Annotated in this window: 14 protein-coding genes, 1 pseudogene and 1 riboswitch; of the genes and pseudogenes, 4 read left to right on the top strand and 11 right to left on the bottom strand. The window is 57.3% G+C overall.

Annotation, left to right across the window (positions count from 1 at the left end; all coding sequences use genetic code 11):
- Nucleotides 1-11 precede the first annotated feature (11 nt).
- The 7 genes from RAH42_RS11640 to RAH42_RS11610 all read right to left on the bottom strand — a co-directional run bounded on the left by RAH42_RS11640 (nucleotide 12) and on the right by RAH42_RS11610 (nucleotide 6,000).
- Nucleotides 12-710 carry an RraA family protein gene (locus tag RAH42_RS11640; RefSeq protein ID WP_317539572.1) on the bottom strand — a complete coding sequence of 233 codons (699 nt, stop codon included), beginning with the start codon at nucleotides 708-710 and terminating at the stop codon, nucleotides 12-14.
- Between the two features lie 64 nt (nucleotides 711-774).
- Entirely contained in the window at nucleotides 775-2,295 is a 1,521-nt protein-coding gene (locus RAH42_RS11635; protein ID WP_078015038.1) for a tripartite tricarboxylate transporter permease, read from the bottom strand.
- Between the two features lie 15 nt (nucleotides 2,296-2,310).
- Entirely contained in the window at nucleotides 2,311-2,745 is a 435-nt protein-coding gene (locus tag RAH42_RS11630; protein ID WP_317539571.1) for a tripartite tricarboxylate transporter TctB family protein, read from the bottom strand.
- Between the two features lie 72 nt (nucleotides 2,746-2,817).
- Nucleotides 2,818-3,780, bottom strand: a complete 963-nt coding sequence (locus RAH42_RS11625) for a tripartite tricarboxylate transporter substrate binding protein (protein ID WP_317539570.1) — start codon at nucleotides 3,778-3,780, stop codon at nucleotides 2,818-2,820.
- An 81-nt stretch (nucleotides 3,781-3,861) separates the two neighbouring features.
- Nucleotides 3,862-4,761 (bottom strand): NAD(P)-binding domain-containing protein, encoded by a 900-nt coding sequence (locus tag RAH42_RS11620; RefSeq protein ID WP_078015041.1) that lies wholly within the window; start codon nucleotides 4,759-4,761, stop codon nucleotides 3,862-3,864.
- A 253-nt stretch (nucleotides 4,762-5,014) separates the two neighbouring features.
- Nucleotides 5,015-5,308 (bottom strand): DUF4491 family protein, encoded by a 294-nt coding sequence (locus RAH42_RS11615; protein ID WP_078015042.1) that lies wholly within the window; start codon nucleotides 5,306-5,308, stop codon nucleotides 5,015-5,017.
- Nucleotides 5,305-6,000, bottom strand: a complete 696-nt coding sequence (locus RAH42_RS11610; protein ID WP_317539569.1) for a DUF4405 domain-containing protein — start codon at nucleotides 5,998-6,000, stop codon at nucleotides 5,305-5,307. Before RAH42_RS11610 ends, RAH42_RS11615 begins: the two co-directional genes overlap by 4 nt.
- Nucleotides 6,001-6,270: 270 nt before the next feature.
- Here RAH42_RS11610 and RAH42_RS11605 point away from each other — a divergent pair, with 270 nt between their 5' ends.
- Nucleotides 6,271-7,458: an IS110 family transposase gene (locus RAH42_RS11605; protein WP_317539426.1), complete on the top strand. Its 1,188-nt coding sequence runs from the start codon at nucleotides 6,271-6,273 to the stop codon at nucleotides 7,456-7,458.
- 207 nt (nucleotides 7,459-7,665) lie between these two features.
- On the opposite strand, the gene RAH42_RS11600 is transcribed toward RAH42_RS11605, so the two are convergent.
- The 3 genes and pseudogenes from RAH42_RS11600 to RAH42_RS11590 form a co-directional block, all read right to left on the bottom strand.
- The gene (locus RAH42_RS11600; protein ID WP_078015044.1) at nucleotides 7,666-8,196 is read right to left on the bottom strand and encodes a Gx transporter family protein; all 531 of its coding nucleotides are present in this window, start codon (nucleotides 8,194-8,196) and stop codon (nucleotides 7,666-7,668) included.
- Nucleotides 8,197-8,205: 9 nt separating this feature from the next.
- The gene (locus RAH42_RS11595) at nucleotides 8,206-8,565 is read right to left on the bottom strand and encodes a NusG domain II-containing protein (protein ID WP_302295051.1); all 360 of its coding nucleotides are present in this window, start codon (nucleotides 8,563-8,565) and stop codon (nucleotides 8,206-8,208) included.
- Nucleotides 8,562-9,481 (bottom strand): annotated as a pseudogene (locus RAH42_RS11590) (FAD:protein FMN transferase). The gene RAH42_RS11595 and the pseudogene RAH42_RS11590 overlap by 4 nt, the downstream one beginning before the upstream one ends.
- 252 nt (nucleotides 9,482-9,733) lie before the next feature.
- Nucleotides 9,734-9,836: riboswitch (THF riboswitch) on the top strand.
- A 65-nt stretch (nucleotides 9,837-9,901) separates the two neighbouring features.
- Between RAH42_RS11590 and RAH42_RS11585 the strand changes: the two are divergent.
- Nucleotides 9,902-10,498, top strand: a complete 597-nt coding sequence (locus RAH42_RS11585) for a folate family ECF transporter S component (protein ID WP_317539568.1) — start codon at nucleotides 9,902-9,904, stop codon at nucleotides 10,496-10,498.
- Nucleotides 10,499-11,079: 581 nt separating this feature from the next.
- Here RAH42_RS11585 and RAH42_RS11580 read toward each other — a convergent pair.
- The gene (locus RAH42_RS11580; RefSeq protein WP_317539177.1) at nucleotides 11,080-12,102 is read right to left on the bottom strand and encodes an IS30 family transposase; all 1,023 of its coding nucleotides are present in this window, start codon (nucleotides 12,100-12,102) and stop codon (nucleotides 11,080-11,082) included.
- A 392-nt stretch (nucleotides 12,103-12,494) separates the two neighbouring features.
- On the opposite strand from RAH42_RS11580, the gene RAH42_RS11575 reads away from it, so the two are divergent.
- Nucleotides 12,495-13,285 (top strand): IS5 family transposase gene (locus RAH42_RS11575; RefSeq protein ID WP_317539161.1). Its coding sequence is split into 2 segments (ribosomal slippage): nucleotides 12,495-12,863 and nucleotides 12,866-13,285, totalling 789 coding nucleotides; the frame shifts between segments, so codons are not numbered across the junction.
- A gap of 229 nt (nucleotides 13,286-13,514) precedes the next feature.
- Nucleotides 13,515-14,978: a sodium-dependent transporter gene (locus tag RAH42_RS11570; protein ID WP_233543420.1), complete on the top strand. Its 1,464-nt coding sequence runs from the start codon at nucleotides 13,515-13,517 to the stop codon at nucleotides 14,976-14,978.
- Nucleotides 14,979-15,071: the final 93 nt, after the last annotated feature.

Genomic DNA, 15,071 nt, shown 5'->3' with positions numbered 1-15,071 from the left:
ATTTGGCGAGCTTACGCGGGATACGCGCCGTCGATGATCTCGCAGCCTTTTTCTTCCAGCTTCTTGTCGACCCAGTCGCGCTTGGCGTGCCCCTCCTGCGCCGCCTTCAGCTTGCTTTGGTCCTGTTCCATGAACTTTCGCGCCGCTTCCAGCACCCTTTCGGCATCCTGACGGGGAATGACGATCACGCCGTCGGGATCGCCGACGATGATGTCGCCGGGATTGACCATGATGCCGCCGCAGGCGATGGGAACGTTGATCTCGCCGGGCCCCTCCTTGAAGGGGCCGCCGGGAGTGGTGCCCGTCGCGTAGAACGGCACGCCGCCGTCATAAAGGCTGTCGATGTCGCGCATCGGTCCGTCGAAGACGAAACCGGCCACGCCGCGCGATTTGGCGTAAGCGGCCATGACCTCGCCCATCAGGGACTGGCTGCGGTCACCCTCGTTGGAAACGACGACCACGTCGCCGGGTTCGATCATGTTCAGCGCCTTGTGCAGCATCAGATTGTCGCCGGGACGGGCCTTGATGGTCAGCGCCACGCCGACCATGTTGCCGTCGCCGGGCTTTGTCATCAGATGAATGTCGGAGTGGATGGCGCAGAGGCGGTTCATCGTATCGGCGATGTTGGAGGCGGGAATGTGACGGAACGCCTCGACGAGCTCTTGGGGCGGCAGGTTCCTTTTGGTGTACACGCGAAATCCTACGGACATGTGAAAAACTTCCTTTCCAAATAAGAGACAGATTTTAAGTGAGAAAACGCAGCCGAAAAAATGTTTACAGCTCTTCTTCCTCGGTATGGCTCTCCTCTTCGGCCAGGGAGGAGACGTTGCGGATTTTGCGCCAGCGGAAGATGAAGGGCGTCACGAAGGAGACGGCGGCGAGGATCAGAAAAACGCAGGAAATCGGCTTGCCGAAGAAGAACGACCATTTGCCGTCGCCGATCAGCATGGCTTGCTCGAAGTTGGCTTCGATCATCGGCCCGAGGATGAAGCCCAGCACGACGGGGGCCGTGGGCGTCCTGATCGTTTTCAGGAAATATCCCAGCAGGCCGAACGCCAGTACGACCCAAATGTCGAAAGGCTCGTTGCGCAGCGCATACGCTCCCACCGTACCGAGAATGAGGATGCCGCCGGAGAGCACCGTGGGCGAAATCTTCAGGATCCTGGGGAAAATCCTCACGCCGCCGAGGCCGATGGCGAGGAAGAAAAAGTGGGCGATGCCGAGGCTGAGGAACAAGCTGTAAATCAGCGGCGCCTGTTCCTGGAACAGGAACGGTCCGGGCTTCAGTCCCTGGATCGTCAGAGCGCCCAAGAAGATGGCCGACACCGCGTTGCCGGGGATTCCCAGCGTCAGCAGCGGCACCAGAGAACCGCCGACGACGGCGTTGTTCGAAGTTTCCGTGGCGACGACGCCGTCCATGCAGCCCGTGCCGAACTCTTCCTTGTGCTTGGAAAAGCGCATCGCTTCGTTGTAGGAGATGAACGTGGCGATGCTCGTTCCGGCGCCGGGAAGGATGCCGACGAACGTGCCGATCACCGCCGAACGCAGCAGATTCACCCAGCGTCTGGCAAACTCGCGCAGCGGCGGCACCTTGCCCGTCAAAGCGTTCATGCTCGACTCTTTCGCCTTTTTGACCACCATGTCGATCGCCTGTGGGAACGAGAACAGGCCGATCAGACAGGGTACGATCTCGATGCCGCCGTACAGGCCGGGAATGCCGTCGGCGAAACGCGGATAGCCTGTCAGCGGATCAGTGCCGAAGGTGCCGAGGAACATCCCCAGCAGCCCGGCAAAGAGCCCGCGCGACATGGACTTGCCCGAGATGCTGGAGATGATCGTGATGCCGAAAACCATCACCGCGAAGTACTCGGCCGGGCCGAAAGACAGCGCTACCTTGGCCAGCGCCGGCGCGCAGAAGCTCAATACTGCGACGCTGAACAGCCCGCCGATGAACGAACTGATCGCTGCGATGCCGAGAGCCTCCACGGCGCGTCCCTTCTGCGCCATCGGATAGCCGTCCAACGTCGTTGCCGCGCCGGCGGGCGTGCCCGGCGTGTTGATGAGGATGGCCGTGATGGCGCCGCCGTAGACTGAGCCGCAGTAAATGCCGCAGAGCATGGCGAATCCCGAGGCGGGCGCCATGCCGTAAGTGAGGGGCACCGCCAGCGCCACGCCCATCGTCGAGGTCAGACCGGGCAGCGCGCCGATCACGATGCCGACCGCCGTGCCGATAAAGTTTGAGAGCAGCACGCTGGGAACCAGGGCGAGTTTCAAAGCTTCGAGCCAATCTAACATATGCGTCGCTCCTTCCTAATCGGGCAGAACGTTTGCCAGCAGTCCGGCCGGCAGCAGGACCCCGAGAACGTTGTGGAACACGTAGTACAGCAATCCGGCAAAGACCGCCGCGATGAGGACGTGGCTGACCTTCAGCCTGCGCTCGATCACCGCCATCCAGATGCCATAGAAAAGAAACGTCGCCACGATGAAGCCGAGAGTGTGGAACGACAACAGATAGCAGAAGAACGAGCCGATGGAAAAGTACTTGTTGAAACGGATCTCGTCGGCGGAGCCCTGCGACGTGTTGCGGATCTTCCAGGCGTAATACAGCGAGGTCAAGGCGCACAGCCCCATCAGGACCAGCAGCGCCTGCGGATAAGCGCGCACTTCGGCGGGCTCGTACAGCGATCGCCATAAGAAAAACAGGACGAAAACGACCTCGAGGGAAAGCGTTCTGACAAGAAACACGGGATTTTCCTCCTTCGCTGTGAAAAAGAGGGTCCCTGCGGGAACGAGGAACCCTCTTCATCGGTCGAAAAACTACTTGTTCGTCTTCACGCCGGTCTCGGCGATCACTTCGGCGATGTCCACCTTCTGCTGATCGACCAGCGCCGTGAAGTCGGCGCGGTTCATCCACATGTTGGCGGGCAGCCCCGCTTTGCTGTAAGCGTCGACGAACTCAGGATCCGCAAACGCCTTCAGGAAAGCCGCTTCGATCGCGGCCACCACTTCTTCGGGCGTTCCCTTGGGAGCGACAAGACCGCGCCAGGGGCCGTCCACAACCTCGATGCCCTTTTCGGCGGCGATGGGCAGTTCGGGATACTCCCCGAGACGCTTGGGAGCCAGCGTCAGCAGATAGGCGACCTGGCCGCTGCGCACCTGCTCGGAAAGCTCGGAAGGCGAGACGATCGTCAGGTCGACGTGGCCGCCCAGCATGGCCGTGATGGCCTGAGAACTGCCGTTGGTGGGCACGCAGACCCACTTCAGTCCGCTCTTCTTGAGCACGCGGAGCACGGCGAGGTGGTCGCTGGCCATGGCGCCGGAGACGCTGATCTTGACGCCGCCGGGGTTGGCCTGCGAGGCGGCGACAAGCTCTTCCCATGTCTTGAAGCGATCGCTCAGGCAGGCGATCGTTTCCGGTTCGTACACCATATTGACGATGGGCGTAAAGGAATCGACCGTGAAATTGGTCTTCTTGGTCAGGGGCGCTATGACGACGCTGGGCCCCACTTCGCTGAGCGTATAACCGTCGGGGCGGGATTTGGCGACTTCGGCATAACCGGTCACGCCGCCGCCTCCGGGACGATTCTCGACCGCCATGGGCTGGCCGAGATATTTTTCGGCGACCTTTGCCGCCAGACGGGTGGTCATGTCGGCGGCGCCGCCGGCGGCGAAGGGAACGATGATCTTGACGGGCTTGGCGGGATAGTCGGCGGCGAAACCGCACGCGGGGATTAGAAACGCTGCTGTTGCGACAAGTAAAGCCGAAATGCGACGATTCATTTTCATTACGGGATCCTTCCTTTCGGTTTCAGATTTTAAAGCGGATCGGGATCATGTTCCGTGTCCGCCCAAAGCTGGAATTTATTTGTACTCCTTTTTCTCCCAAATGGAATAGATCGCTTCCATGGTTTGGGGCGCTACGCCGCTCAGTTCCTTGTTCATCCCAAGCGCCGCCGAACGGGCCAGACGCTCCTTGGCTCCGGCGGCGACCAACGGCTCGACGCCGACTTCTTTCATCAGTTCCATCGACTCGCCCACCTCGAAAGAACGCCGCTCCGAGTGGATCAGGTCGGCGCCGGCCATCCGTCGGGCAATGTCCTTGAACGACTCTTTGTCCATCGTGCCGGCGACGGAGTCCATGATGCGCTCCTCGACGCCGCATTTGCGGGCGAACAGGAACGTTTCGACAACCAGCGCTTCGAAGCCTTTCATGAAAACGCTGCGCACCAGCTTGATGCGCGAGGCTTCGCCGGCTTTCGAGCCGGCGCCGGCCAACGCGATCTTCATGCCGTAGGGCGTCATCGCCTCTTTCCAGCGTTCTGCGCCGTCGCCGGAGGCGAGCATCGGCACCTTGTGAGCGGAGACGACCAGCGAGCCGAGCATGGCCGAGTCCACGTACTGCGCTTTTTTCCCGGCGAACAGAGCCGCTTCCTTTTCTTTGACGTGGGGCAGCGCCGTGGTCACATCGACGAACAGCTGGCCTTCCTTCGCGAAAGGCAGCAGCCCCTCGGCCGTGGAGGCGGTGAAGCGCGCCGGCACGCAGATGACGACGATGTCGCAATTCTTCACGACCTCTTCGGCCGACGCCGCCGCCGCGACGCCGGCGTCGGCGCAGCGCTTGAGCACCGTGTCCTTGTACGCGCCGCCCATGTCGAGCGCCACGTCAAAGGCGCGAATGTCCCCGATCCCTTCGCTCTTCAGCCCCTTGCCCATGTGGTAGGCCGCTTCGCCGAAACCGATGTAGCCAAGTTTTACGCTCATCACATCGTCCTTCTTTCCTATATTTGAAAAAAAGATATTTAATAACTGAAATTATACTATCAGCAGATTATAGTCTTGTCAATCAAAAGAACGCTCTCCCATCGATTAATATACAGTATACATTCAAAGCCGCTGTTACCCGTACCGCCAGGCTAAATATAAGAGAAGAGCGTCAAAAAAAGAGAAGCGGGACGGCGCGCCGGAGACAATCTCAGCGTGCCGTCCCGCTTCTTTCGTGCGAGAGTCATGTTTTTCATTCGTATTTCCGCCGCGGATTTTTGGGGAACCAGCCTTTTCTGACGCGTTTCGCCTGAGCTTTCAGCTCGACGACGCTCCACAAATTGGTGGCGCCGAGAAAGGCGAGGATAGGCGAGGCGACGCCGCGCAGGCAGGCGGAAGCGGACAGGCAGATCAGCCCGGCCACGGCGAATAGCGGCCAGACGCGCGTCCCGAACCAATATTCCGCCTTGATCACGAGCGGATGGTAGGCGGCGATGATCAGCAGCGAAGCGGCGGCGAGAACGACGCCCTCATAGTTCAGATTCACCGCGCGGCGTCCTTCCACGACGTCGGAAACGCCCGCAACCCCTTGCCCGCGTAATAGGAAAGGAAAATGAACAGCGCCATGATGGAGAAATAGTTGAACAACACCGCGAGATCGCTCTGCGTTTCGTCGAAGAAAGCGAACTGGCTGCGTAGCGTCAGGAATCCCCACACGTTCATGCGTCCGAAGGCGCGCGCCCCGCAGACGGCCAGCGCCGCCGCGCCGAAACGCATCAGCCAAGCGGCCGCGCCGCGATGGCCCTTGACCTTGAAGACGGTGCGCGTCATGCCCATGACCATGCTCCAGTGCAGGCCAATGTGGACGCTCATGAGCACCATGCCCCAGTAGGACGCGGCCAGATGCAGCGTACGGGCCGCGCCGACGCCGCGGGTGATGTCGAGGAAGGCGAAAACCGTCCCCGAGATCATCACGCCCGTGATCATGATCACCGCGGCGTCGAGCAGCATCAGCAGGATCGCGAAGTCTTGCAGTACGCGCAGAAGCGTGTAACGCCCGCTGAAAAAGCGCGCGAACCAGTGCCGGTTGAGGACGGCGTGAACGATGAAAAGCACGCCGATAAGGGTGCCGAGGACCTCGTGGGCAACGTCGCCGACGACCTGATAGGCCATCAGCGCGACCATCAGCGCCGTCATCGCGAAATCCACGGCAAGGCGCGTAAGCGCGTTGGCGTTCATGAAATTTTCTCCTCCTAGAATAATGTAGTCGCACTTGTTGACAGATTATTGAACGGAACAATCTGCGATAATGTCAGCATGCAGTGTGAGCGTCGCCGTTTGTTTCCTTGGGGACATTTCCTCGTAAAGGAGAGTGGCGCCTCACCTCTTGCGGCAGTTCACGAATGAGCTGGATGTTGAGACCGAAAGTCTTCTCCGTCTGTCCAAGGAGGTTGTGAGCCGCAGGAAGCGTGAGAATTCACCTGCAAATACGTTGTGGTGAGGTGACTCATGTACTATCTTGGTATTGACATCGGGAAGAACAATCACGAAGCAGGGCTTATCAGGGAGGACGGCAGCCACGTCGGCAAGTCGCTGCGTTTCGCCAATGCGCAGGAGGGCTTTCAGCAGCTTCTGCTCTTTCTCGAACAGAGTCTTCCCGAGCGGGAGGCCTTCTGTATCGGCATGGAGGCGACCGGTCATTACTGGCTCGCGCTCTACTCCTTTCTGCGGGAGCAGGGTTTTGCTCTGCATGTGATCAACCCGATCCAATCCGACAGTCTGAGGAACTTCCACATCCGGAAGCAGAAAACGGATGCGGTCGACTGCTTTCTGGTGGCTGAGGTGATCCGTTTCGGCTCGTTCAGCGCAACTCATCTGGCTGATGAAGATATCATGGCGCTGCGCAATCTGGCCCGTTTCAGAGAGTCGCTCAAGGACTCCTGCGCCGACTACAAGCGACAGGTCGTCACCGTTCTGGATCAGGTGTTTCCGGAGTATGCCGCCTTGTTCTCCAACGTCTTTGGCGAGAGTTCAAAGGCATTTCTCAAGACGTACGGCACTCCGGAACAGGTGGTCGACGTGAACACGAAATCGCTGGCCGCTTTGCTCAGAAAAACCAGCCGGGGCCGGCACGGTACTGACAAAGCCCGTGAGCTCAAGTCTCTGGCGGCGCGTTCGGTCGGCCTGACTCTGTGTTCGGATGCCTTTGCCTTTCAAATCAGGATTCTCATCGAACAGATCGAATTCACGGAGAAGCAGATCGATGAGATCGACAAGAAGATCGCCCGGCAGCTGAGGAAGTTTAGCTCTGTCATCCTCACTGTCCCCGGCGTGGGGCCGGCGACGGGCGCCGTGATCCTCGGTGAGATCGGCGATATCAGTCGTTTCTCCAATCCCAAGAAACTCGTCGCCTTTGCCGGGATCGATCCGACTTCGTTTCAATCGGGGAACTATGTCGGCCAGCACAACCGCTTGTCCAAGAAAGGATCCCCCTACCTGAGACGAGCTGTCTGGATGTCGGCGCTGATAGCAGTCAGATGCGATCCTGTCTTCAAAGCGTTCTACGAAAAGAAGCGCGGTGAGGGGAAAGCGCATGGGACTGCATTGGGGGCTGTGTCGAGAAAACTGCTTTATACGATTTACGCTGTTCTGAAAGCCAACAAACCTTACGAGGTACGCCGCCAGGGCATAGAATGATCCTGTTCCCGCGGGGTTCCCTGCTCGTGTCGCTTCCGTGTGAGCTCGTTCGCGTGCTTGTTTTGTCTGAGTTCTGTCCAATATGCCGTTTTCAGGGGCGCTTTGGCTTTTTCACGCGGGCAACCGGCTAGAAATACTTCGGGCATGAGCTCGAATTTCCTACTTGACTTTTAATAGCTGGTCTCCTTGTGAATCAGAAGCCTGCGGTCAAAGATTCTGCGCCGGCAGATCGTCGCGGTCGCGCGTACGGTAATAGCGCAGCCGCGCAGAGGTCTGCTGGGCGATCTGTCCCGTCAGCGAACCGCAGACGATGCCGCTGACCAGCAGAAACGGCAGGTAGGAGAGCAGCCCCGCGGTCTGCGTCACGGCAATGGCGGCCGCCAGCTGCCCGACGTTGTGCAGCGCGCCGCCGGCGGCGCTGCACAGCCACAGGCGACGTTCCGGGATGACGCGGCGCAGCGGCAGCGTGCCGGCCAAACAGAGCATTCCGCCCGACAGGCTGAAGATCAGTGCGGCCGCATTGCCGGTGAGCAGCGCGCCGAGCAAAATGCGGGCCAGCAGCACCAGCAACGTTTCGCGAGCGGTGCAGTGGTAGAGCGCCCAGACAGTGACGACGTTGGCCAGCCCCAGCTTGGCGCCGGGCACGGGGATGGGCGCGGGCAGAGCCATCTCGGCGGCGAAGAGGATCAGCGACAGCGCCGTGAGCAGCGCCAGTCGGGCGAAGTTTTTCGTGTTCATCTTTCCCTCCTATTGCGACAGACTGTCGAGCTCGCCCTCGCTGCGCGGCGCGTAACGCACCGTCAGTCCGTGCGGCAGGCAGATCAGCGGCAGCGAGGCCGAGCGCAGCCAGCCCATTCTTACGCAGTCCTGTCCCGGACAGTCGGCGCACAGCACTTTGACGCGTCCCCGTTCGACGAGCAGGCGGTTATAACCGCCGCCGGGAGCGCGGATGTTGATGGTGCGCGAACCCGTTTCGCGGCTCAGGTCGAGGCGGGCGATCACTTTGCCGCGTTGCACGATCTCGACGATCCGGCCGGGCGGCGCGAACCAGCGCCACAGGCACCAGCCGATCAGGAGCAGCAGGGCGGCGGGGATGAATTTTTTCATCGCCGCACCACCGTTACTTTCGCGTCCGCGTAAGCGGGATCGACGGCGAAGCGCGCGTTCAGATCCTCGCTGACCCACAGTTCGCCGTCTTCGGCGAGCAGCACGAAGCCGGGACTGCCGTGTTCTTTCCAAAACGCGGCGGTTTTTTCCGCGCCCATGACGAAGTACGCCGTGGACATCGCGTCGCAGATTCTGCCTTCGGGGCCGACAGCCGTGGCGGAGATCACGCCGCTGCGCGCCGGGGCGCCCGTGCGCGGATCGAGGATGTGCCAGTAGATCTGGCCGTCGGGGCCGGTGAAGAAACGTTCGTAGCCGCCGGAAGTGACGACGGCCTCCGCCGCCGTGCGCAGCACGCCGATCAGGCCGCCGTCGGGGACTTGATGCCGATGCGCCATCTTTGGCCGTCGGGGCGCACCCCTAGCGTCTGCACGTTGCCGCCCAGGTTGACCAGCGCCGATTCAACGCCCGCGGCGGCCATGGCGGCCAGCGCTTCGTCGCCGGCGAATCCTTTGCCGACGGCGCCGAGGTCGAGCATGCTGCCTTCGTCGAGGCGCAGCGTTCGTCCAGAGAGGTGGACGCGCTCCGCGCCGGCGAGTTTGAGCAGTTCCGCCAATTCGGCGGCTTCGGGCACGCGGCGTTCCTCCGTCGTGAAGCCCCAGGCGCGCAGCGCGGGATAGAGCGTGGGGTCGAACGCGCCGTCCGTCAGGGCGTTCATGCGCAGCGCGAAGGCCGTCAGCGCTGCCGCGTCTTCGCCGACCTGTACCGGCGCGCCGCCGGCGGCGTTGAGGCGGCCGACGTCGCTGCGCGGATCGGTGACGGACAGCTTGCTTTCGATCTGTTTGACGCGCGCGCGGGCCAGCGACAGCGCCCTCTTGCCGCGGGGCCCGTACGCCGTCAGCGTGATCGGCGTGTCCATGGCGTAGAAGCTCACGCTGTGCTTCCGAGTTTTTGCGAATTGGTTCCAGCCGATCCATCCCCCCAGCGCCAATAGGGCGACGGCTGCAAAACTGAGAATTCTTTTCATGACGTTTCCGCCTTTTTGCGCCAGTCCTCGCCCGTGGAAAGCCGGAGCTGACGATTTTCTTCCGTGATTATGGTAGCACGCCGGCCGTTTTCCGAAAAGAGTCTTGCATTGTCCAAAACGGCGATTATAATAGAGGCATCTCAAAGCAGAGTAAAAACCGATGCGTCAAGTGCCGGCTGAACGGGGAGTTGACAGCTGGACGAAAAGCCTTCCGGGCTTGCGGTGTCGGGTTTTGCATCCCGCTGCTGCATATCGGGCGAGTCCGCCTCCTTATGTAGTAAGAGGAAATTACTGCGAAGGAGGCGCTTTTGTATGATGACATCAGGCAATCCGCGTTCGTTGGGCGCTGGCGAAAACCGTTGGCTCGCTTCGCTGCGCGAGTTCCGTTCCATCCGCGTGGTGGCGTTCTGCGGCGTCATGTGCGCGCTGGCCGTGATCCTCCGCGCCGTGGCCACCATTTCCCTTGGGCCGTATCTGAGGATCGGCCTGTCGGGCTTCCCGAACCAAGTGGTCGACTACCTCTTCGGCCCCGCCGCGGGGGCTTTGTTCTCCGGCGCGCTGGAAGTGATCAAGTTCATGATCAAACCCGAGGGCGTTTACTTTCCGGGTTTCACGCTCAGCGCCGTTCTGGCCGGCGTGATTTACGGCACGATACTGTACCGCCGCCCGCTCACGGTGACGCGCGTGTTCGTCGCCCATCTGCTCGTCAAGCTGATCGTCAACCTCGGCTGCAACACGCTGTGGCTCGTGATCCTCTACAAAAAAGCCGTGTGGGCCATTTTCCCCGCGCGCGCCATGACCAACCTGATCTGCCTGCCCGGCGACGTGCTGGTCACCTATCTGCTGCTGAAGACCGTCGAGCGCGCGATCCTGCCGCTTTTCGGCGGGCGTTTTTCAGGACGTACATAAAAAACCAGGCCGACCCTGCGGGGCCGGTCTGTTTTTTTGGGGGCTTTATCATTCTGATTCTTGATAGAAAGTATCGACATAGTTTGCCGGGTGCTGCGAGGGAGATCCGATAGAAGAGGCAGTGGGCCTGTTCATTCTTCTCTCCATTGATCCGGCGCTGAAAGCGAGATTCATAAACAAACGTGTTTGGTTCAATATCAAAACGGGGGTTTGAGCTGATGGTTTATGCCGCTTCTCAATTTGTTGCAGACATAGGACCGTTTCTGTTTTACGTGCAGCATAAACTTAATGTGAAATGTTATTAATTAAAGTATTTTATTCTGAAGGTAAATTTTCAGAGTAAATGCAACCTCGTCAAAGTAAATGCGACGGGGTTGCATTTACTTTGACAGGACAAAAGCAGCAAGCAGTCATTACGAACACATAATAACGATCAAGATTGCGCTAACGGAACAAATTCAAGGGGATGAAAAGCTGTTACGAGGAAATTGTCCGAAAAAAGAGCATACAAAAGTGACCCTCAACTGAAAGCAAAATTTTCAGTTCAGAGTTAATGCAATCAAGAAATTAAAAAGGAGCCGTTATTTACCGGCGAGAAGAGTCCGCTTTAAACAGATATCCTGTGGCGGAATAAGTTCGAGTCCGAGTAAATGCAATACGTCCTCGCCATACAGGTTGATAAAGATCTCTGCAGGAGATTTTCCGTTAAATTTTTTCCTCCCGTATGAGTTTATATGAGACATCATCAGGTTGATATCAGTTTGGGATAAATTGTCGAAAGTTGTTCCCTTGGGAAGGATCCTTCGAATGAGAGTATGATTATTTTCAACCTTCGGTTTTTCCTGCGGTGCTTGTGGATTGCAATAGAACATATATGATTTTCTTTCTCCGTCCGGACCTTTTTCGATAGCCGTCGGATTGGAAAACTCTGTACCGTTGTCAGCAAGAAGGACCTGAAACATGGACTTATAGCGTTTCCTGCCCAGAAGAGTGAAGAGCATTGTAAAAATCTGCTCAACAGATTGAGCAGTATTTTTATCTCTCAAAAAAGCCAGCATAAAGTTGCAGTTTCTTAAGATGACAGTCAGAAGAACTTTTCCTCCTGCGGTGCCAACGACACTGTCGATTTCGGTAATAAGCATGTCCGGATGTTTCTCCGAAAAAGAGAGAAAATCATTGTAGGTACGGCCTTCACGACATTTTTTATCCACCTTCATGTTATTTCTTTTTCCCTTTCTCTTCTTAAAACGGACAGCTCGGGGCAAGTCTATTTTCCGTGCCTCTAAAATACCCGAAAGCAGGAGCCGTCTGGCGGTACTTTCAGAACAGGGAACAGTATCTCGATTATTACGGATAATATGATAGAGAGACTGCCCCTGTTTGATGAGAGGAGAGAAAAAAGAATCAATATCTGCAAGCTCGGCATCGGAGATATTGAAGCCTTCACGAGCCTCATGCAAAGTTTTCTCGTAAGAGTCATTTGCAGATTTAGCAGAATAGATCCGTTTTTTTAAAGTGCAGCGGTGACGGTTGGGGCAGCCGTTACAGACATACGGAGGAACCGAAAGCTGCGGGCAGACCTCCTCCTTAAAGTCAGGACACATCGTATTACATCTTGAGCACCGGAAACACAGTGAACGGCATTTCGGAGAGGTGTTACAAAGGGAAGTAACGGAGCAGTCATACCGGTGAAGGCAGCAGTTTGCTGTCCGGCCATAACAGCCTTTGAAGACAGTCTCTGCATGTTTTCTGATCTCTCTGGAGATCGTACTCGGCGACTTCAGAACTGTTGAGGCAATACTTCTGAGAGATTCTCGCCGGTTGAGGGCGCTTTCAATGGCTTTTCTTTCAGCCAGAGTCAAATGTTTGTTCATGATGATGAACTCCTTTCCGAGATCTGTTGTCTCGTAAGAAAGGTCTTTCATCAATTCAGACTAGGGCTTGTTTAAAAAACGTCAAAGTTGCCTAAATCGATCCAATCGCTTAAACTTTTCTCATGGAAGAGAGAAGATATGAACTGACCTCCAGCGAGTGGAATCGAATCAAGAGAATGCTGCCGCCCGAACACCCGAAATCAGGTCAACGTGGACGCCCGGCAAAATACGATAACCGCAGGATCATCAATGGGATTCTGTGGCTTGCCAGAAGTGGAGCGCCATGGAGAGATCTTCCGGAGCGTTACGGCAAATGGCAGGCAGTTTACGCACGTTTCAGGCTGTGGAAACAGCGGGGAATATTCGAGGCGATCTTTGCCGCCCTAAGCGCTGATGCCGACATGGAAAATCTCTCTATCGACTCCACGTCCTGCAAAGTACATCAAAGTGCCAACGGGAGAGGGAAAACCCCGGAAGGGGGAAAAAAGGGGCTCAAGCGATTGGCATGTCCAGAGGCGGCAAGAATACGAAAATTCATGCGATAGTAGATGGTTTAGGCAATCCGCTGGCGCTCCTGCTCAGTCCCGGCAATGACCACGATTCCCGCCATGCCGTGTCCTTGCTCGGGCAAGCGGAAATCAGAGGGAGCAACGTCATCGGCGATAAGGCTTACGGTTCGCAAGCCATCAGAGAGTACATTACTTCTCGGGAGGGAAGTTACACTATCCCGCCGAAGAGCGATAATCCCGAACCGTGGTTTATAGATGAGCATGTTTACAAGGAACGACACTTGGTTGAATGTTTCTTTCAGAAAATCAAATGGTTCCGTAGAATTTTCACCCGCTATGACAAACTTGACGCTTCGTTTTTCGCTTTTGTTCTTGTCGCTGCCAGTGTTATTTTATTGAAATAATACAAGCTGAAATGTTTTTTAAACAAGCCCTAAATGCAAGCTCCTTTTAATTCAGATTTAATGCAACGGGGTACCGGATGTTGCGTTGCATTTACCTTGAAGAATTTCAATTATTCTGAATATAATTAAAAGGAAATGGTTGGTTTTTTTATATTCAGTTTGTATAATATGGTAGGATTTGTCCGTATAAAAAGGGCATCCGTAATTTCTTAAAAGGGAGATGAGAAAAATGTCACGTGAGAAGGATGTTGCAAGAGGGCAGTGGAAGTCCAAGTTCGGCTTCTTGATGGCGGCGATCGGTTCTGCCGTTGGCTTGGGCAACCTCTGGGGGTTCCCCTATAAGATGGGAAAAAGCGGCGGCGGGGCGTTCCTGGTCGTGTACCTGGCAGTGGTCCTGTTGGTCGGCGTTGTCATTATGCTTGGAGAGTTGGCCCTGGGACGCAAGACCGGTAAGGGCGCCGTGGAGGCCTATCAGGCTCTCTCGAAGAAGTTCGCCTGGGTGGGATATCTGGGCGTGGCTTCGCCGTTTATCATTCTCGCTTTTTACAACGTCTTGGGCGGCATGGTCTTGAAGTACATGGTCGCTTTCGTCGAATCGATGTTCTCGGGGGGCGCGAATTTCGCGAACATCAAAAGCGGCGCTTACTTCGGAGAGTTCATCTGCAGCGGCTCCGACATGCTCCTCTATCTGGCGATCTTCCAGGTCCTCAACATCGTGGTCGTCATGAGCGGCGTCGAAAGCGGCATCGAGCGCTTCAACAAGTACGCCATTCCCGCCCTTGCCATCATTCTCGTCGGGCTGGCCGCTTACGTCTACACCTTCCCAGGCGCTGAAAAGGGTTTGGACTTCATGTTCAAGCCGAACTTCGCGGTATTCTCGGATCCTGAGATCGGCTTTTTCAAGGTCTTGAAAACGGCGGCAGGGCAGATGTTCTTCTCTCTGTCTCTCGGCATGGGAGTCATGATCACCTACGGTTCCTACCTGTCGAAGGAGCAGGATCTCTCCCGGGAGATGTACATCATCCCGCTGGCCGACACCATCATCGCGGTCCTGGCCGGTATGGTCGTCATGCCGGCGTGCTTTGCCTTCGGCCTTGCCCCTGCCGGCGGCCCCTCGCTGCTCTTCGTGTCTCTGCACGAGGTCTTCGTGACCGGTATGGGAGGCTTCAGCGGTTCCTTTGTGGGATTCCTCTTCTATTTCCTGGTGTTCCTGGCCGCCATTTCCTCCTCGATGTCCCTGCTTGAAGTCTGCGTAGCCTACTTGCTTGACCGTCAGATCCGCAAGGGGAAGGCCCCCGCGCGCGCCACAACGACCATTGTCCTCGCGGCGGTGCTCTTCGTCGTGAGCTTCCCCGTCGCGCTGGACGGGCTGGGCAGCAACGTAGCCGGCGGCGCGGCGATGAACAGCCCCGGCGTGATGATGGGGCTCACGAAGGTTCCAGTGGCCTTCGACTGCTGGCTTGACTTCTACGATATGCTCTCCGAAGGCGTGATGATGCCTCTCGGCTCTCTGCTCATGAGCGTCATGTTCGGCTGGGTTGTGGGCACGAAGGTCATTGCCGACGAAGTGGCCCTCACGCCTGGCAAGAAACTCCGCTTTGAGTGGTTGGTAGATCTCTGCTTCAAGGTCATCGTGCCCGTTATCCTCGTCGTGGTGCTTCTGGCTCAGCTGCAGGACTTCGGGCTCATCTAGGGGATCTTCGAAAAACGTTCGGGTTCATATGGGGACCGGCATCGCGCACTCCAAGCGCGATGCCGGCCTTTTCTTTCCCCGCCCTTTTCGTTT

It is taken from the genome of Pyramidobacter sp. YE332, assembly GCF_033060595.1.
In the GTDB taxonomy this organism is placed as follows: domain Bacteria; phylum Synergistota; class Synergistia; order Synergistales; family Dethiosulfovibrionaceae; genus Pyramidobacter.
The sequence above is the reverse complement of the archived record's forward strand: the minus strand, read 5'-3'. Positions and strand labels throughout refer to the sequence as shown.